This window comes from Sphingobium sp. 15-1 (genome assembly GCF_013375535.1).
Lineage (GTDB): Bacteria > Pseudomonadota > Alphaproteobacteria > Sphingomonadales > Sphingomonadaceae > Sphingobium > Sphingobium aromaticivastans.
This window is the reverse complement of record NZ_JABXJG010000001.1, coordinates 859,892-877,533: the sequence shown is the minus strand read 5'-3', so window position 1 is coordinate 877,533 and position 17,642 is coordinate 859,892. Positions and strand designations below refer to the sequence as shown.

11 protein-coding genes and 1 tRNA gene are annotated in these 17,642 nt (G+C 64.4%); 7 read left to right on the top strand and 5 right to left on the bottom strand.

Going from position 1 to position 17,642, the window contains the following annotated elements; translation table 11 throughout:
- The first annotated feature begins 40 nt into the window (after positions 1 to 40).
- The 4 genes from rpsA to HUK72_RS04010 all read left to right on the top strand — a co-directional run bounded on the left by rpsA (position 41) and on the right by HUK72_RS04010 (position 4,212).
- A complete protein-coding gene (rpsA, locus tag HUK72_RS04025; RefSeq protein WP_176595642.1) occupies positions 41 to 1,753 on the top strand; it encodes a 30S ribosomal protein S1 in 1,713 nt (570 codons plus the stop codon).
- A gap of 168 nt (positions 1,754 to 1,921) precedes the next feature.
- Complete coding sequence (locus HUK72_RS04020; protein ID WP_176595641.1) at positions 1,922 to 2,212, top strand: integration host factor subunit beta; 291 nt, start codon at positions 1,922 to 1,924, stop codon at positions 2,210 to 2,212.
- A 54-nt stretch (positions 2,213 to 2,266) separates the two neighbouring features.
- Positions 2,267 to 2,352, top strand: a tRNA-Leu gene (locus tag HUK72_RS04015).
- A gap of 75 nt (positions 2,353 to 2,427) precedes the next feature.
- Positions 2,428 to 4,212 carry a cation:proton antiporter gene (locus HUK72_RS04010; protein ID WP_176595640.1) on the top strand — a complete coding sequence of 595 codons (1,785 nt, stop codon included), beginning with the start codon at positions 2,428 to 2,430 and terminating at the stop codon, positions 4,210 to 4,212.
- Here HUK72_RS04010 and HUK72_RS04005 read toward each other — a convergent pair.
- The 5 genes from HUK72_RS04005 to HUK72_RS03985 form a co-directional block, all read right to left on the bottom strand.
- Positions 4,209 to 5,147, bottom strand: a complete 939-nt coding sequence (locus HUK72_RS04005) for a glutaminase (protein WP_176595639.1) — start codon at positions 5,145 to 5,147, stop codon at positions 4,209 to 4,211. The two genes, HUK72_RS04010 and HUK72_RS04005, sit on opposite strands and share 4 nt — an antisense overlap.
- A 282-nt stretch (positions 5,148 to 5,429) precedes the next feature.
- Positions 5,430 to 6,629 carry an IS256 family transposase gene (locus HUK72_RS04000; protein WP_176595638.1) on the bottom strand — a complete coding sequence of 400 codons (1,200 nt, stop codon included), beginning with the start codon at positions 6,627 to 6,629 and terminating at the stop codon, positions 5,430 to 5,432.
- 620 nt (positions 6,630 to 7,249) lie between these two features.
- Positions 7,250 to 9,904 (bottom strand): alanine--tRNA ligase, encoded by a 2,655-nt coding sequence (gene alaS, locus HUK72_RS03995; RefSeq protein ID WP_176595637.1) that lies wholly within the window; start codon positions 9,902 to 9,904, stop codon positions 7,250 to 7,252.
- Positions 9,905 to 9,967: 63 nt separating this feature from the next.
- On the bottom strand, positions 9,968 to 11,227 hold the full coding sequence (locus tag HUK72_RS03990; RefSeq protein ID WP_176597734.1) for a Xaa-Pro peptidase family protein: 1,260 nt from the start codon (positions 11,225 to 11,227) through the stop codon (positions 9,968 to 9,970).
- Between the two features lie 192 nt (positions 11,228 to 11,419).
- Positions 11,420 to 13,516, bottom strand: a complete 2,097-nt coding sequence (locus tag HUK72_RS03985) for a malate synthase G (protein ID WP_176595636.1) — start codon at positions 13,514 to 13,516, stop codon at positions 11,420 to 11,422.
- A gap of 94 nt (positions 13,517 to 13,610) precedes the next feature.
- Between HUK72_RS03985 and HUK72_RS03980 the strand changes: the two genes are divergently transcribed.
- From HUK72_RS03980 to HUK72_RS03970, 3 genes are all read left to right on the top strand, one after another.
- Positions 13,611 to 14,537: a LysR family transcriptional regulator gene (locus tag HUK72_RS03980; RefSeq protein WP_176595635.1), complete on the top strand. Its 927-nt coding sequence runs from the start codon at positions 13,611 to 13,613 to the stop codon at positions 14,535 to 14,537.
- Positions 14,538 to 14,598: 61 nt separating this feature from the next.
- Positions 14,599 to 16,866, top strand: a complete 2,268-nt coding sequence (locus HUK72_RS03975; RefSeq protein WP_176595634.1) for an NADP-dependent malic enzyme — start codon at positions 14,599 to 14,601, stop codon at positions 16,864 to 16,866.
- A 51-nt stretch (positions 16,867 to 16,917) separates the two neighbouring features.
- Entirely contained in the window at positions 16,918 to 17,601 is a 684-nt protein-coding gene (locus HUK72_RS03970) for a L,D-transpeptidase family protein (protein ID WP_176595633.1), read from the top strand.
- Positions 17,602 to 17,642 lie beyond the last annotated feature (41 nt).

The following is a 17,642-nucleotide window of genomic DNA, read 5'->3' as shown; positions in this document are numbered from 1 at the left end:
ACAACCGGTAGGCCAGCAATGACGAGTGAAGGACTACAACATGGCCTCTACGGCATTCCCCTCGCGCGACGATTTCGCCGCGCTTCTCAATGATTCTCTCGGTGGCGAGGACGGCGGCTTCGAAGGCCGCGTCGTCAAGGGCACCGTAACCGGCATCGAAAACGACATGGCGCTGATCGACGTCGGCCTGAAATCGGAAGGCCGCGTGCCGCTGCGCGAATTCGCCGCGCCGGGCCAGAAGGCTGACCTCAAGGTTGGCGACGAAGTCGAAGTCTATGTCGACCGCGTCGAAAACGCCCATGGCGAAGCCATGCTGTCCCGCGACCGCGCCCGCCGCGAAGCCGCCTGGGACAAGCTGGAATCCGAATTCACCGAAAGCGCCCGCGTCGAAGGCGTCATCTTCGGCCGCGTCAAGGGTGGCTTCACCGTCGACCTGGACGGCGCCGTGGCGTTCCTGCCCGGCTCGCAGGTTGACATCCGTCCGGTTCGCGACGTCACCCCGCTGATGGACATTCCGCAGCCTTTCCAGATCCTCAAGATGGATCGCCGCCGCGGCAACATCGTCGTGTCGCGCCGCGCCATCCTGGAAGAAACCCGCGCCGAACAGCGCTCGGGCCTCATCCAGACGCTGGCCGAAGGTCAGATCATCGAGGGCGTCGTCAAGAACATCACCGATTATGGTGCGTTCGTTGATCTGGGCGGCATTGACGGCCTGCTGCACGTCACCGACCTGTCGTACAAGCGCATCAACCACCCGAACGAGATGATCAACATCGGCGACACCGTTCGCGTTCAGATCATCCGCATCAACCGCGACACCCAGCGCATCAGCCTTGGCATGAAGCAGTTGGAAAGCGATCCGTGGGAAGGCGCCGCCGCCAAGTATCCGGTCGGTGCGAAGCTGTCGGGCCGCGTCACGAACATCACCGAATATGGTGCGTTCGTTGAGCTGGAAGCCGGCATCGAGGGCCTGGTCCACGTTTCGGAAATGTCCTGGACCAAGAAGAACGTCCACCCCGGCAAGATCGTTTCGACCAGCCAGGAAGTCGAAGTCCTGGTGCTCGAAGTCGATCCCGAAAAGCGCCGCATCTCGCTCGGTCTCAAGCAGGCCCAGAACAACCCCTGGGACAGCTTTGCCGAACGTCACCCGATCGGTTCGACCGTCGAGGGCGAAGTCAAGAACGCGACCGAATTCGGTCTGTTCATCGGCCTGGACGGCGACGTCGACGGCATGGTCCACATGTCGGATATCGCCTGGGGCATTTCGGGCGAAGACGCGCTGGCCCTGCACCGCAAGGGCGAGACGGTTCAGGCCGTCGTTCTCGACATCGATGTCGAGAAGGAGCGCATCAGCCTTGGCATGAAGCAGCTTGAGCGTGGCGGTCCGGCCGCTGGCGGCACCGCTGCTGCGGCTGCTGGCCTCAACAAGAACGCGATCGTCACCGTGACCGTTCTGGAAGTGCGCGACGGCGGCCTGGAAGTCCAGGCTGGCGAAGATGGCGCCGCCGGCTTCATCAAGCGCAGCGACCTTGGCCGCGACCGCGACGAACAGCGTCCGGAACGCTTCCAGGTCGGTCAGAAGTTCGACGCCATGGTCACTGGTTTCGACCGCGCCAAGAAGCCTACCTTCTCGGTCAAGGCGATGCAGATCGCTGAAGAGAAGCAGGCTGTGGCTCAATATGGCTCGTCCGACAGCGGCGCGTCGCTGGGCGACATCCTGGGCGAAGCGCTGAAGGCGAAGAGCGAAGGCTAAGGCCTCCTTCGTTATCTAACTTAAGTAATAGAGCCCGCCGGAACTTCGCTCCGGCGGGCTTTTTCTTTTCCCATAATGAGAAAGACATACCGATATTGGCCAATTGTCAGAAGCTTGGGGATTCATTATAAGTCAAGCGGGAACCAGAAGGGGGAGTCTGGAGGACCAATGATACGCTCAGAACTGATACAGAAACTGGCTGAGGAAAATCCGAACCTCAACCTCCAGGAAGTGGAAAGGATCGTCGATCTTTTCTTCAAGGAAATAGTCGACCGCCTCTCAAATGGCGGACGAGTGGAATTGCGCGGCTTTGGCGCGTTTACGACACGCGCACGCGATGCGCGTACCGGACGGAACCCGCGAACGGGAGAGCAGGTTCCGGTGGACGCAAAGCGCGTTCCCTATTTCAAGCCAGGAAAGGAAATGCGGGAACGGTTGAACACGAAAGCTGCGGTCTGATCCAAGCACATCCTTGACCTCTGCGCCGTTAGCCTTCAGGGGGTAACGGCCTGAGCGGACGTGGCGAAATCGGTAGACGCAGCGGACTTAAAATCCGCCTCCCCCTGGGAATGCGGGTTCAAGTCCCGCCGTCCGCACCAGCTTCTTCCAGGCATCAATTTCGCCATTGCGTCCTTATTGCTGGCTATCCGCGGCATTTGTGGCGATGATCGGTCATGGCCGGCGCAATCAATCCCCAAAGCTTCAGCGATTCCCTTGTCATCCTGGGCGCAGCGGGACTGGTCATTCCTGGCTTCGCCCGGCTCCGGATCAGCCCGGTCATCGGCTTCATCCTGGTCGGACTGGCGGTGGGACCATCCGGATTGGGGGCGTTGGTCGGCCAATATCCCTGGCTCTATCATGTCACCATTTCCAACAGGGCGGCGATAGAGCCCTTTGCCGAACTTGGCGTCATCCTGCTTCTTTTCTCCATCGGCCTGGAACTGAGCTTCCGCCGCCTTTGGACCATGCGGGCGCAAGTATTCGGTGTCGGCGCGGCAGAATTGATCGGCGGCGGAACGCTTATTGCACTTGGCCTTTACTTGTTGGGCCAGGCACCCGCCGGTGCATTCGGCCTTGGTCTTGCCCTGGCGCTGTCATCGACGGCGGTCGTGCTCCCGATGGTCGGCACGCAGAGCGCCGTGGGCCGCGCGGCCTTTTCGATGCTGCTTTTCGAGGATCTGGCGCTGGTGCCGATCATCTTCATGCTGGGCGCCCTCGCGCCCTCGGTCGCGGCAAGTCCGGAGGGTCCCTGGAGCGAACTGGCCGACACGCTGATGAAAAGCGGCATCACCATCGCCATCATGCTGGTCCTGGGCCGCCTGTGCCTGCCGCATATCTTCAGCCAGGCAGCGCGCACGAAAAGCCCGGAAGTGTTCCTTGCCGCCAGCCTTCTGGTCGTCATCGTATCCAGCATGGCGACATCCATTGCCGGGCTGTCCCCGATCGTCGGCGCGCTGCTGGCCGGGCTGCTGATTGCCGAAACCGACTATCATGGCGAGGTGGAGGTCATGACCGCCCCGTTCAAGGGGCTGGCGCTAGGCGTGTTCCTCATCACCGTCGGCATGGGGCTGGACGTGCGGGTGATCCTGGCCAATTGGCCGACGCTCATTCTGGCAGTGGTCGGGGTGGTCCTTGCCAAGACCCTCGTGACCGCAGCGTTGCTGTACGTCTCAGGCGCGAGGAAAGGCGTCGCGCTGGAAGTCGGCGTGCTGATGTCCAGCCCGTCGGAAACCACCCTCATCGTGCTGTCCGCCGCCGCCGCCGCCCAGTTGATCCTGCCCTCCACCGCCGCATTCTGGCAGATCGTGACGGCGATCGGGCTCACCATCACGCCGCTGCTGGCGCGGCTGGGGCATGATATTGCCCGGCGGCTGGAAATGGCGCTGGGGGAAGAAGCCCCGGAAATCAGCGAAGACCATGCGGAGGCCGCTGCCGTGGTGATCGGATTCGGTCGTGTGGGGCGCATGGTCTGCGACCTGCTCAACCTCCACAAGCAGCGCTTTATTGTGGTGGAATCCGATCCCGATGTCGTCGCGGACGCTCGGCGCGCGGGGTACCCGATCCTGTTCGGTGACGTGTCCCGGACCGAAATGCTCGACAAGCTGCGCCTGGGTCATGCGCGAGCGCTGATCCTGACGATGGATGACCCTGTCCTTTCCATCCGGGTGACGAAACGCGTGCGGGGCTGGGTGCCGGACTTGCCGATCATCGCCCGCGCCCGAGACACCGATCATGCGGCGCAGCTATACCGGGCGGGGGCGAGCGACGCGGTGCCGGAGACGCTGGAAAGCTCGCTTCAACTGGCGGAAACCGCTCTGGTCGACCTGGGCGTGGCGATGGGACCAGTGATCGCCTCCATCCATCAGACGCGGGAAGACCTGCGCATGGACATCAAGGACGCGGCGCAGATGGAGACGGCGCCCAAGCTGCGACGGTTGCGGGCGGATGAGGTGCCTTAGGCGCCCTCCCCCGGCGGGCTGAACACCGACCATCCGGTGCGGCGGGCCAGTTCTTCCAGGGCCAATGTGCCCAATTGGCTGTTGCCATTTTCGTTCAGCCCTGGGGACCAGACGGCTATGGAGGCGCGACCGGGGACGATCGCCAATATGCCGCCGCCCACTCCCGATTTGCCGGGAATGCCGACGCGGAAAGCGAAATCGCCCGACGCGTCATAATGGCCGCACGTCAGCATCAGGGCGTTGATGCGCTTGGCCCGGCTGGGCGAAACGACCCGGCCGCCGTCGGGATGCTGGCCGTCGAGCATCAGATAGCGGCCCGCCAGCGCGAGTTGGCGGCAGCTCATTTCGATCGCGCATTGATGGAAATAGGTGCCGAGCACCAGATCGACCGGATGCCGGACATTGCCGAAAGCGCGCATGTAATTGGCGAGCGCCATGTTGCGGAAGCCGGTCGCCGTTTCGGACGCGGCGACGGTTTCATTGATGGCAATGCTGTCGTCACCCGCCAGATAGCGGACGAAGCGGAGCATTTCACCGATGGCCACGCGGGGTTGATGGCCGCCCAGATTGATGTCCGCGACGACGATGGCGCCCGCGTTGATGAAGGGATTGCGTGGGATGCCCCGTTCCTGCTCCAGTTGGACGATGGAGTTGAAGGCATTGCCCGAGGGTTCGCGCCCTACCCTCTCCCAAAGCTGGTCACCGACTTTGCCGAGGGCGAGAGTCAGGGCGAAGACCTTGGAGATGGACTGGATGGAGAAACCGGTATCGGCGTCTCCGCCTTCGATCAGGCGGCCGTCGGCGGTGGCTATGGCGATGCCGAACTGGCCAGGGTCGACCTTCGCCAATTCCGGGATGTAGCTGGCGACAGTGCCGCGATCTTCCCGGGCCGCGGCTTGGGCAACGATGTCGGCAAGGATCGCGGGCAAGTCCATGAGCGAAGATCAATGTCCGTCACAATGGGATTTGGGTGACACAGGTTACACGATAGAAGCGCGAGAGCGCGGCCTTTTTGAAGTACGTGCAGGTCGAGGAGCCGAGATGGGCATAGCCTGAGTGGGGTGGTGTAGGACAGGAAAATGTGGGCGTAATGCGCAGCGGGAAGCGGCGCTTTTACGCCGAAGTTCACAGTGTATGCGCGCGCGTGGATCGTGTCCCAACGCATGGTGTAGGTTCGCCGGCGTAGCCATGGCGATCTCCGGCTAGAGCCGGGTTGATCACGCACCCATGGGCGGCAGCGTGACGTACGGATCATCGCCGATTTGGGCGACGCTTTCCAGTGTCATGTAGCGGGCGCGCTGGACCGCCCATTCGTCATTTTGTTCCAGCAGGATAGCCCCGACTAAGCGGGTGATGGCGTCGTCGTTGGGGAAGATGCCGACCACCTCTGTGCGCCGCTTGATTTCGCCATTGAGGCGCTCGAGCGGGTTGGTCGAATGCAACTTCGTGCGATGCTGCGGCGGGAAGGACATGTAAGCCAGCACGTCCTGTTCGGCGTCGTCCATCAGTTTGGCCAGCTTGGGCACCGCCGGTCGGAGTTGATCAGCGACCTTGCGCCACTGGAGCTTGGCGGCCTCGGCGGTGTCCTGGGCGTACGCGGTGGCGATCAGCGCGGAGACGACACGGTTCCGGCTCCGCCCGGCATGAGCGATGGCATTGCGGGCAAAATGCACGCGGCAGCGCTGCCAGGTGGCGTTGAAGACGCGCGACACCGCCGCCTTGATACCCTCATGCGCGTCGGAGATGACGAGCTTCACGCCGCGCAGGCCTCGCCGCGCCAGATTGCGCAGGAAGTCGGTCCAGAAAGTTTCGGCTTCCGATGCACCGATCGCCATGCCCAGCACCTCGCGGCGACCATCGCTGTTGACGCCGACCGCGATGGTGACCGCCACCGAGACGATCCGCCCCGCCTGCCGGACCTTAAGGTAGGTGGCGTCGACCCAGAGATAGGGCCAGTCGCCTTCGATGGGCCGATCGAGGAACGCCTTCACCCGCTGGTCGATCTCCTGACAAAGGCGGCTGACTTGGCTCTTGGAGATGCCGCTCATGCCAAGCGCCTTGACCAGATCATCGACCGAGCGCGTCGAGATGCCCTGGATATACGCCTCTTGGATCACCGCCGTCAGCGCCTTCTCGGCCAGCCGGCGGGGCTCCAGGAAGCCAGGGAAATAGCTGCCGGTGCGCAGCTTGGGGATGCGCAGCTCGACCGTGCCCGCGCGCGTCTCCCAATCCCGATCGCGGTAGCCATTGCGCTGGGCCTGCCGCTCCGCGCTCTTCTCGCCATAAGCGGCACCCGTCAGCCCACCGACCTCGAGTTCCATCAGCCGCTGCGCCGCAAAGCCGATCATCTCGCGTAGAAAATCGCTGTCGGCGCTCTTTCCCAGCAGCGCCTGAACGTCCATCATCTCCTTGGTCATCGGGATCTCCATAGCTTGAGTCTCGCAACCCAAATCTATCCGAGATCTCCGATGGCCACCCGCGAAACTGACCGGCCGCTACTGCGCTTGATCGATGAGCGCGCGTCCGGTCAGCTTCGCTAACCGCCGAGCTACACCATCACCGGGGGCACGACCCGCGCGTGCCTGCGCGCGCGTATGCGTGATGGCGCGATGCATCGGATTTTTCAAAGAAGGGCGTGATAGGCTTGTTGGCGCGGAATAGGACAGGCGCAATCCTGTGCTGTTGGAGGAATAGGATGGTTTTTGAGGACGCTGTGGCCATTGGGTCACGCATGATCCTTGGCCAGTCATTCGGGTTTAGGGCCGAAGAGGGTCTGAAAATGGCCAATCCAAGACATTCCCCTCCCGCAGGCAGGAAGGGTTAGGGGTGGGTGCGAGCGCAGCGAGCTTCCAGCTTAGCCGTTGAAAATCGCCGCTGGTGTTGCGCGAACCCACCCCCTAGCCCCCTCCCGCCTGCGGGAGGGGGAATGACAGAAATCCACCCTTAACGGACAGAAGGGTTCGCGTCACTCGTGCCTACCATTCACGGGAGGCAGGTGACTCCCTTCCAGCCTCCCCGGGATGTACTGGCGCTTCGGTTAGGCTGGGACGTTGGTTAGCGCGGTCTTGACCGCCTCGATCGCAGCCTCAGCCTTGTCGCCTTCAGGGCCGCCGCCCTGCGCCATGTCGGGGCGGCCGCCGCCGCCCTTGCCGCCCAAGGCTTCGACGCCGGAGCGGACCAGGTCCACGGCGCTGATGCTTCCCACAAGGTCGTCGGTGACGCCGACGGCGATGGTTGCGCGGCCGTCGACCACGGCGAGGACGGCGGAGACGCCGCTGCCCAGGGTCGCCTTGTTCTGATCGACCAGGCCGCGCAGTTCCTTGGGATCGAGGCCTTCGATGATCTGGCCGATGAAGTTGATCGCGCCGATCTTTTCCGGGCCCGCGGCCTGGGCGGAACCGCCGCCTCCCAGCGCCAGCGCCTTCTTCGCTTCGGCCAATTCGCGTTCGAGCTTGCGGCTCTGTTCGACCAGCGCGGCGATGCGGGCGGGGACTTCTTCCGGCGTCGTCTTGAGCGCGGCGGCGGACTGGCGCAGACGGTCCTCGCGGTCGGAGAGCCAGAGGCGCGCCGCTTCGCCAGTCAGCGCTTCGATGCGACGGACGCCCGACGAGACGGCGCTTTCCGAGATGATCTTGAGGATCGCGATGTCGCCAGTCGCACGGACGTGGGTACCGCCACACAGTTCGACCGAATAGCTGTGCGCGTCGCCCTTCCCCATCGACAGGACGCGGACTTCGTCGCCATATTTTTCACCAAACAGGGCCATGGCACCTGCCGCGATCGCATCGTCGGGGGTCATCAGGCGAGTCGTCACCGCTTCATTGTGGCGGATCTGCTCGTTGACTTGGGATTCGATGGCGGCGATCTGGCTGTGGGTCAGCGCTTCGGGGTGCGAGAAGTCGAAGCGCAGGCGGTCTGGCGCGACGAGGCTGCCCTTCTGCGTCACATGCGCGCCCAGTTCGTTGCGCAGCGCGGCGTGCAACAAATGGGTGGCGCTGTGGTTGGCGCGGATGCGGTCGCGGCGGCGGGTGTCGACGCTCAGGTGCACCGTGTCGCCAACCTTGATCTTGCCCGCGCCGACCTTCGCCTTATGGGCGTGGAGGCGGCCCAGCGGCTTGGCGGTGTCCTCGACGTCCGCGACAAGGCCCGCCTGCGAGCTGATCGTGCCGGCATCGCCCATCTGGCCGCCGCTTTCGCCGTAGAAGGGCGTCTGGTTGGTGATGATGGTGACCTCATCGCCCGGCCCTGCGGCATCGACGCGGGCCCCGTCCTTCACCAGCGCGAGGACTTCGCCCTCGCCCACGGTGGCGGTGTAGCCGATGAACTCGGTGCTGCCGGTGCTTTCGGCAATGTCGAACCAGATTTCGTCCGACGCCTTTTCGCCCGACCCCTTCCATGCGGCGCGGGCGGCGGCTTTCTGCTCGGCCATCGCCTTGTCGAAGCCGGTACGGTCGACGCCAAGGCCACGCGAGCGCAGCGCATCTTCGGTCAGGTCATAGGGGAAGCCGTAAGTGTCGTAGAGCTTGAATGCGGTTTCGCCGGGGAGCGTGCCGCCTTCAGCCAAGTCGCCGGTGGCTTCGTCAAGCAGCTTCAGGCCGTTTTCCAGCGTCTTGCGGAAACGGGTTTCCTCACGGAACAGGGTTTCCTCGATCAGCGGCTGGGCGCGGACCAGTTCCTGATAGGCGCCGCCCATTTCGGAGACGAGGCTGGGCACCAGGCGGTGCATCAACGGCTCCTTGGCGCCGATGATGTGGGCGTGGCGCATGGCGCGGCGCATGATGCGGCGCAGGACATAGCCACGGCCCTCGTTCGCGGGCAGCACGCCGTCCGCGATCAGGAAGCTGGTCGAGCGCAGGTGATCCGCGATGACGCGGTGGCTGGCCTTGAACTCGCCGTCGATGGCGGTCCTGGTCAACGCGCCCGATTCCTCGATCAGCGCCTTGAAGGTGTCGGTGTCGTAATTGTCGTGGACGCCCTGCAGGACCGCCGCGATGCGTTCCAGGCCCATGCCGGTGTCGATGCTGGGCTTGGGCAGTTCGCTGACGATCTCGTTCGCTTCCTGCTCATATTGCATGAAGACGAGGTTCCAGATCTCGACGAAGCGGTCGCCATCCTCCTCCGGGCTTCCCGGAGGGCCGCCCCAGATATGGTCGCCATGGTCGTAGAAGATTTCCGAGCAGGGACCGCAGGGGCCGCTGTCGCCCATCGCCCAGAAATTGTCCTTGGTGGGGATGCGGATGATCTTGTGTTCGGGCAGGCCGGCGATCTTCTTCCACAGGTCGAAGGCTTCGTCATCGGTGTGATAGACGGTGGCGGTGAGTCTTTCCGCCGGAATGCCCCATTCCTTGGTCAGCAGGGTCCAGGCGTGGGTGATCGCCTGTTCCTTGAAATAGTCCCCGAAGCTGAAATTGCCCAGCATTTCGAAGAAAGTGTGGTGGCGCGCGGTGTAGCCGACATTGTCGAGGTCGTTATGCTTGCCGCCGGCGCGGACCGACTTCTGGCTGGACGTCGCCTTGTTGTAGGGGCGGGATTCGAGGCCGGTGAAGACATTCTTGAACGGCACCATGCCCGCATTGACGAACATCAGCGTCGGGTCGTTGTGCGGCACCAGAGGCGCGGACGGAACGATGGTGTGGCCGTTGGCCCCGAAATAGTCGAGGAAGGAGCGGCGAATGTCATTGGTCGAGGTCATGCGGGCGATTTAGTGGGAAGCGCTCCAACGCACAAGCGGGGCTTTTCGTCGTTTATCTGAATATCAGTCGATGGGGTTCTCGATTGAGACAGGCGGCTTGGAAAACCAGGCCGGGCCGGTGGCGGTCATGTGGAAGCAGTCCTCTAGGCGGATGCCCATGATGCCGGGGAGGTAAAGGCCGGGTTCGTTGGAGAAGCACATACCTTCCGCCAAGGGTGTTTTCTCGTCATGGACGAGGTTGACGGGTTCGTGGCCCTCCATGCCGATGCCGTGACCGGTGCGGTGGGACAGGCCGGGCAGTTGATAGCCGGGGCCGTAGCCGAGGCTTTCATAATAGGTACGGACGGCGTCATCGACCGTGCCTGCGGGCGCGCCGATTTTGGCGGCGGCGAAGGCGATTTTCTGGCCTTGGGCGACCTGGTTCCAGACCTTGCGTTGCTGGGGTGTGGGCGGGGTCGCGTGGACGAAGCTGCGGCTGATGTCCGATTGATAGTCCTCGACCGTGCAGCCGCAGTCCATGAGGACGACTTCGCCGGGGGTGACTTTCTGGGGCTTACCGCTGCCATGCGGATAGGCGGCGGCTTCGCCCAGCAGGATGAGGTTGAATTCGGTCTTGCCGCCCAGCGCCGTGGTGGCGGCGTCCATCAGGGCGACGACGTCCTGGCGGGGCATGCCGGTCTTGATCCGGGGATAGGTCCAGCGATAGGCGGCCAGCGTGACGTCGGCGGCCTTCTGCATCAGGGCGATTTCGGCAGGCGTCTTGCGCATGCGCAGGGCGCGGGTGACGGGGTCGCGGACGATCCGGGCTTGCGGGAGCGCGGATTGGAGGCCGTCGACGGCGAAATAGCGGACGCTTTCCTCTATGGCGATGCGGGATTGGGTGAGGCCTTTTTCCTTCAGATAAGCGGCGATGACGGCATAGGGGCTTTCATGTTCCTGCCAGACGCGGGTTTCCGCTTCGATGCCGAGCGATTCCTCGACCGAGGGGCGTTCGAAAAAGGGGCAGACGATAATAGGGGCGCCTTCCGCCGGGATGATGGCGGCGGTCAGGCGCTCGCTGCGCCACCAGCGGACGCCGGTATAATAAATGAGGCTGGCGCCGGGTTCGATCAGGAGCGCGCCGATATTCTGGGCGCGCATGGCTTGTTGGGCGCGGGTCAGGCGCGCGGCACGTTCCTCGCGGCCGATGGGGACGGCGTCGGTCGTGATGGGCTTCAGCGACTCGGCGGCGCGTTCCTGCGCGAAGAGGCGCGGGCTGGCGAGGAGCAGGCCGGTGAGCGCTGCGGCTTGCTGGATGAGGTGGCGGCGGTGGAGAAGAGGCATCGGCATTGGGTGCCTCTTCGCGGGGGGATTGGCAAGCTGGGGTGTGTGGGGATTTGGGTTGGGGATTGGGCGGTTAGGGGACAGTCCCCATTTCGTCACCCCGGGCTTGACCCGGGGTCCCGCTTTCTCTTCTGCGTTGCGTCCAGTTTCAAGAAGCGGGACCCCGGGTCAAGCCCGGGGTCCCGCGTGGGCTTAGGCCACCGCCTTCGCCAGCGCGCGATATTTGTGGAGCAACGGTTCGGTGTAACCGTTGGGCTGGGCAACGCCTTCGAAGACCAGAGCGCGCGCGGCCTGCCAGGCGAGGCTGGAAGGATTGCCGCTCATCGGTTGGTAGAGCGGATCGCCTGCATTCTGGGCGTCGACCTTGGCGGCCATGCGGATGAAGGCGGCATCGACCTGTTCCGTCGTGCAAACACCGTGAAGCAGCCAGTTCGCCATATGCTGCGAGGAGATGCGCAGCGTGGCGCGGTCTTCCATCAGGCCGATGTCGTGGATGTCGGGCACCTTGGAGCAGCCGACGCCCTGGTCGATCCAGCGGACGACATAGCCAAGGATGCCCTGGGCGTTATTGTCCAGTTCCTGGGCGATTTCCTCTTCCGACCAGTTGCGGCCCGGCTGCGCGACCGGAATGGTCAGCAGCTTGTCGAGCGACGCGATGGCTTCGGCCTTGCGCTCGGCCTGGCGGGCGAAGACGTCGATGCGGTGATAGTGGGTCGCGTGCAGCGTCGCCGCCGTGGGGGACGGAACCCAGGCGGTGTTGGCGCCGCTCTTCGGATGGCCGACCTTCTGGTCGAGCATGTCGGCCATGCGGTCCGGCGCGGCCCACATGCCCTTGCCGATCTGGGCGCGGCCGGAGAGGCCACAGGCAAGGCCGATCTGGACGTTGCGGTCCTCATAGGCCGTGATCCAGTCGCTGGTCTTCATCTCGCCCTTGCGGATCATCGGGCCGGCGCGCATCGACGTGTGCATTTCATCGCCGGTGCGGTCGAGGAAGCCGGTGTTGATGAAGACGATGCGGCCCTTCACCGCCTCGATGCAGGCGGCAAGATTGGCTGAAGTGCGGCGTTCCTCGTCCATGACGCCGACCTTCAGGGTGTGGCGGTTGAGGCCCAGAAGGTCTTCGATGGCGTCGAACAGGCGGTTGGTGAAGCCGACTTCCTCCGGGCCGTGCATCTTCGGCTTGACGATATAGACGCTGCCGGTGCGGCTGTTGCCGCCTTCCCGCTTCAGGTCATGAAGGGCGATCAGCGTGGTGACGATGCCGTCGAGAATACCTTCGGGCGCTTCCTGGCCATTGGCAAGCAGGACGGCCGGCGTGGTCATCAGATGGCCGACATTGCGGACGAACAGCAGGCTGCGGCCCGGCAGGGTGAAGGCGCTGCCGTCCGGCGCGGTGTAGCCGCGGTCGGGATTGAGGGCGCGGGTCATCATGGCGCCGTTCTTCTCGAACGTGTCGACAAGGTCGCCCTGCATCAGACCGAGCCAGTTGGAATAGGCGGCGACCTTGTCCTCCGCATCGACGGCGGCGACCGAGTCTTCGAGGTCGCAGATGGTCGTCAGGGCCGATTCGAGGATGACGTCGGCTATGCCCGCCGGGTCGTTCTGGCCGATGGCGTGCGAGCGGTCGAAGACGACTTCGATATGCAGGCCGTTGTGGCGGAAGAGGCAGCCCTTCTCGCTCCGACCGAGATATTGGCTGGGATCGGCCAGTTGGATGTCGTCGCTGGCAAGGTCTGCCCAGGAGCCGTTGGCGAGCGGGACGGCTTCGTCCAGGAAGGCCTTCGCCCAGGCGATGACCTGCGCGCCGCGTGCCGCGTCATAGCCCTTCCCCGCCGCCGCGCCGGGAATGGCGTCCGTGCCGTAGAGCGCATCATAGAGGCTGCCCCAGCGCGCATTGGCGGCGTTCAGCAGGAAGCGGGCGTTGAGGATCGGGACGACCAACTGCGCCCCGGCGAGACGGGCGACTTCATCGTCGACATTCTCGCTGCCGATCTGGAACGGCGCGGGTTCGGGGACGAGATAGCCGATGTCGCGCAGAAAGCCCTGATAGGCGGCGGCGTCGAGGGGCTGCCCTGCCCTTTCCTGATGCCAGGCGTCGATCTGCGCCTGGATCGCGTCGCGCTTGGCCAGCAGCGCGGCGTTTTCCGGGGCGAATTGCGCGAAGATCGCGGCGGCGCCCTGCCAGAAGGCGGCGGCGTCGATGCCCGCGCCGGGAAGCGCGCGATCCTCGATGAAGCTGGCGAGTGGCTGCGCAACCTTCAGGCCGGCGCGGTCGGTCATGCTGGTCATGGGGGTGATCTCCTTTGGCGCGGGACCATAGACGGATTGCATTATGTTCGGTAGACGATGTTATTCAAATTCAGATTTTCCTCTGGTGAAATAAATGATGGACCCGGATTATGACCTGTTCGCGACCATCGTCGACGAAGGCGGCATGGCGGCGGCAGGGCGGCGGCTGAACATCTCGCCCGCCATGGTGTCGAAGCGGCTGGTGCGGCTGGAGGAGCGGCTGGGCACGCGGCTGATCCACCGGACGACGCGGCGGCTGGCGCTGACCCCGGCGGGCGAAAGGCTGCACGAAGACCTGCGCGCGATCATGGCGGCGCTGGATGAGGCGGAGCGGCGCGTGTCCGGCGTTTCGGCGGAGGCGACGGGGACGCTGCGGGTATCCGCGCCGACCTCCTTCGGGCGGATGCATGTCGCCCCCTATCTGGGCCGGTTTCTGGAGGCACATCCCAAGGTGCGAATGCAGATCGACCTGTCGGACGACTATGCTGACCTGCTGGCGACGCGGGCAGACCTGGCCATCCGCATCAGCGCCGATCCGGGGCCGGGGCTGGCGGCGCGCAGGCTGGCGACGAACCGGCGGGTGCTGTGCGCAGCGCCCGGCTATCTGGAGCGGTTCGGCGTGCCGGAGACGATTGGCGATCTCAAAAAGCATCGCCTGCTCGCGGCGGAGGGGCAATTGCCCTGGCGGCTGATCGGGCCGAAGGGCGCGACCTCCATCGAAGGCGACAGCCATGTCCGCACCAACAGCAGCGAAATGGTGCGGGAACTGGCGCTTTCCGGCGTGGGAATCGCGCTGCGTTCGCTATGGGACGTGAGCGATGCGCTGGAACATGGCGATATTCGGCAGATCATGCCGGATCATGAAGGATCGGCGGACGTCGGCCTCTATGCCGTTCATCTGCCGCAGAATAATCCGCCCCTTGCCATCACCGCCTTCGTCGATTTTCTTGTCGGACTATATGCCCCCAGCCCGCCTTGGGAACGTTCGGCCATTGCCCCCGCGGAAAAGCCGCATTTTTGAAGCGTGATTTCCGAGCCGCGCAATGTTCCATTTCGCGCCAAATCACTTTAGAGGCCCTTCCATGGACGAAAACACCCGGCGCGCCGCCCTAGACTATCACCGCTATCCGCAACCCGGAAAGCTGCGGATCGAACCGACCAAGCGCATGGTCAACCAGCGCGACCTGGCGCTGGCCTATTCGCCCGGCGTCGCCGCGCCCTGCGTCGACATTGCCGAAGATCCCGAAAAGGCGATGGACTATACCGCGCGCGGCAATCTGGTCGCGGTGATCTCCAACGGCACGGCGGTGCTGGGCCTGGGAGCCATCGGCGCCCTCGCCTCCAAGCCGGTGATGGAGGGCAAGGCTGTCCTCTTCAAGAAATTCGCGGACATCGACGTGTTCGACATAGAGGTCGACACCACCGACCCGGAAAAATTCATCGAAGCCGTCGCCCTGCTGGAGCCGACCTTCGGCGGCATCAATCTGGAGGACATCAAGGCGCCCGAATGCTTCGCCATCGAGGCGGAGCTGAAGAAGCGGATGAACATCCCGGTCTTCCACGACGATCAGCATGGCACCGCCATCGTCGTCGCGGCGGCCGTGCGCAACGCGCTGGTGTTGCAGGGCAAGACATTGGCCGATGCGAAGCTCGTCACGTCCGGGGCAGGCGCGGCGGCGCTGGCCTGCGTCGATCTTCTGGTGTCGATGGGGCTTCGACAAGAGAATGTGACGCTGACCGACAAGGATGGCGTCATCCATTCGGAGCGCGAGGGCATGTTGCCGAACATGGCCCGCTATGCCCGCACCACCAATGCGCGGACCTTGCCCGACGTGCTGCCTGGCGCGAACCTGTTCCTGGGCCTGTCGGCGCCGGGCGTGCTGAAGCCCGAATGGCTGCCGCTGATGGCGCCCAACCCGCTGATCTTCGCGCTCGCCAATCCGGAGCCGGAAATCCGCCCCGAAGCGGCGCGGGACGTGCGCCCCGACGCCATCATCGCGACGGGGCGGTCGGACTATCCCAATCAGGTCAACAACGTCCTCTGCTTCCCCTATATCTTCCGGGGCGCGCTGGACGCGCGGGCGACCGAGATCAACGAGGCGATGAAGGTCGCCGCCGCCGACGCCATCGCCAACCTCGCCCGCATGCCCGCCCATGACAGCGTCGCCCAGGCCTATGGCGGGCGCAAGCTGGTCTTCGGGCCGGATTACATCATCCCCACCCCCTTCGACCCGCGCCTGATCGCGGAGATCGCCTGCGCCGTCGCCAAGGCGGCGATGGACAGCGGCGTCGCCAAGAAGCAGCTCGACCTTGAAGTCTACAAGCGCCAGTTGACGCAGCAGAACACGCGTTCGGCGCAACTGATGCTGCCGGTGTTCGAAGCGGCGCGAGGCGCCCAGCGGCGCATCGCTTACGGGGAAGGCGAGGATGAGCGCGTGCTGCGCGCCATTCAGGACGCGCTGGACGAAGGCATCGTCCGCCCGGTGATCGTGGCGCGGCGGCGGATATTGGACCAGAAGCTGCCCGATCTGGGGCTGCGTTTCCAACTGGACCGCGATGTCGAAGTGGTCGATCCCGAAACCGACCATCTGCTGATGGGTGAGCTGGTTGAAGCTTACCGCGCTGTCGCGGCGCGGCGCGGCGTATCCTCCAACGAGGTGGTGCGCCATGTCTATCGGCGGCCCAGCGTGACTGCCGCCATGCTGCTGCGCACCGGGCGGGTCGATGCCGCGCTGGTCGGCGGCAACAGCGAATATTGGGGAGAGGTCGAGCATGTGCTGCGCATCATCGACCGCACGCCCGGCAACAGCCGCGTCTATGCGCTGTCGGGGCTGATCCTGGACGCGGGCGCGCTGTTCATCACGGACACCCATATGGTGCCCGATCCGACGCCGGAGCAGATCGCGGAAATGGCGCTGCTGGGTGCGACGGAGCTCAAGCATTTCGGCCTGACGCCGCGGGTGGCGCTGCTGTCCCACTCCAATTTCGGGGCGTCGCATTCGCCCAGCGCGCGCAAAATGCGGGAAGCGCTCAAGCTGGTGAAGAAGGCCGCGCCGGAATTGCTGGTTGATGGCGAAATGCACGCCGACGCCGCGCTCAGCCAGGGACTGCGCGAGCGGCTGATCCCGGATTCGCGGTTCGAGGGGCCGGCCAATCTGCTGGTCATGCCCAATCTGGACGCGGCGAACATCACGCTGACCGCGCTGTCGGCTTCGTCCAGCTCGCCCACGGTGGGGCCAATGCTGGTGGGGCTGGCGCAGCCTGTCCATGTTCTGACGCCCGGCGTGACGGCACGGGGTATATTGAACCTGACCGCCATCGCGGCGGCCGAGGTGGAGCGCGAGGGCTGAAGTTTAACTTTTTTCCGTCATGAGCCGCCCAAAGATCGCTAAGGATGGTTCATGGCAGGACGGGTTTCGATCGGAGTGAAGCTGGCAATTGGGGGCGGCGCGGCTGCCGTGTTGCTGCTGCTTGGCCTGTCGATCGGCCGCGGGCGCGATCTGGGGCCGGAGAAGCCCGATCGACCCGCCACGACGCCGACCCTTGCGAAACCCGCCCCAAAACCTGCCAAGCCGGTCGAACGCACCCGCGCCCAGCCTGTGGCGGTCGATCCCCATGCGTTGATGGTGAAACGCGTGCTGCCGATCGACGGCCCCTTTCGCCATGGCGACTATGTCTGGGACGAAAACGGCGCGCCCGCGACCGGACCGGTCATCATCACCGTCGATCTCAAGGCGCAGACGCTGTCCGTCTTCCGCGCAGGATATGAAATTGGATCGGCGGTCATCATTTACGGCGCGGACGACAAGCCCAGCCCGATCGGCGCCTTTCCGATCACGGAGAAGGATGCGGACCATTATTCCCGCACCTACAACAACGCGCCCATGCCCTACACGCTGCGGCTGACCAGCGACGGCGTGGCGATCCACGGCAGCGACGTGCAATGGGGCAATGCCACCCATGGCTGCATCGGCGTGCCCAAGGCTTTCGCGAAAAAGCTGTTCGGCGTGGCGAAGCTGGGCGATCTGGTCGTCATCACCGACGGCAAGATGCTGGACACCAGCCATGCCAAAGCCGCCGCCTGAATTGCGTTTCAGGCCGACGCACCTGCAATAAAGTCATCCGG

Bases quoted from the DNA above. Each gene is read 5' to 3' on its own strand.
- rpsA (WP_176595642.1), top strand. From the start codon at position 41: ATGGCCTCTACGGCATTCCCCTCGCGCGACGATTTCGCCGCGCTTCTC.
- HUK72_RS04020 (WP_176595641.1), top strand. From the start codon at position 1,922: ATGATACGCTCAGAACTGATACAGAAACTGGCTGAGGAAAATCCGAAC.
- HUK72_RS04010 (WP_176595640.1), top strand. From the start codon at position 2,428: ATGGCCGGCGCAATCAATCCCCAAAGCTTCAGCGATTCCCTTGTCATC.
- HUK72_RS04005 (WP_176595639.1), bottom strand. From the start codon at position 5,147: ATGGACTTGCCCGCGATCCTTGCCGACATCGTTGCCCAAGCCGCGGCC.
- HUK72_RS04000 (WP_176595638.1), bottom strand. From the start codon at position 6,629: ATGACCAAGGAGATGATGGACGTTCAGGCGCTGCTGGGAAAGAGCGCC.
- alaS (WP_176595637.1), bottom strand. From the start codon at position 9,904: ATGACCTCGACCAATGACATTCGCCGCTCCTTCCTCGACTATTTCGGG.
- HUK72_RS03990 (WP_176597734.1), bottom strand. From the start codon at position 11,227: ATGCCTCTTCTCCACCGCCGCCACCTCATCCAGCAAGCCGCAGCGCTC.
- HUK72_RS03985 (WP_176595636.1), bottom strand. From the start codon at position 13,516: ATGACCAGCATGACCGACCGCGCCGGCCTGAAGGTTGCGCAGCCACTC.
- HUK72_RS03980 (WP_176595635.1), top strand. From the start codon at position 13,611: ATGATGGACCCGGATTATGACCTGTTCGCGACCATCGTCGACGAAGGC.
- HUK72_RS03975 (WP_176595634.1), top strand. From the start codon at position 14,599: ATGGACGAAAACACCCGGCGCGCCGCCCTAGACTATCACCGCTATCCG.
- HUK72_RS03970 (WP_176595633.1), top strand. From the start codon at position 16,918: ATGGCAGGACGGGTTTCGATCGGAGTGAAGCTGGCAATTGGGGGCGGC.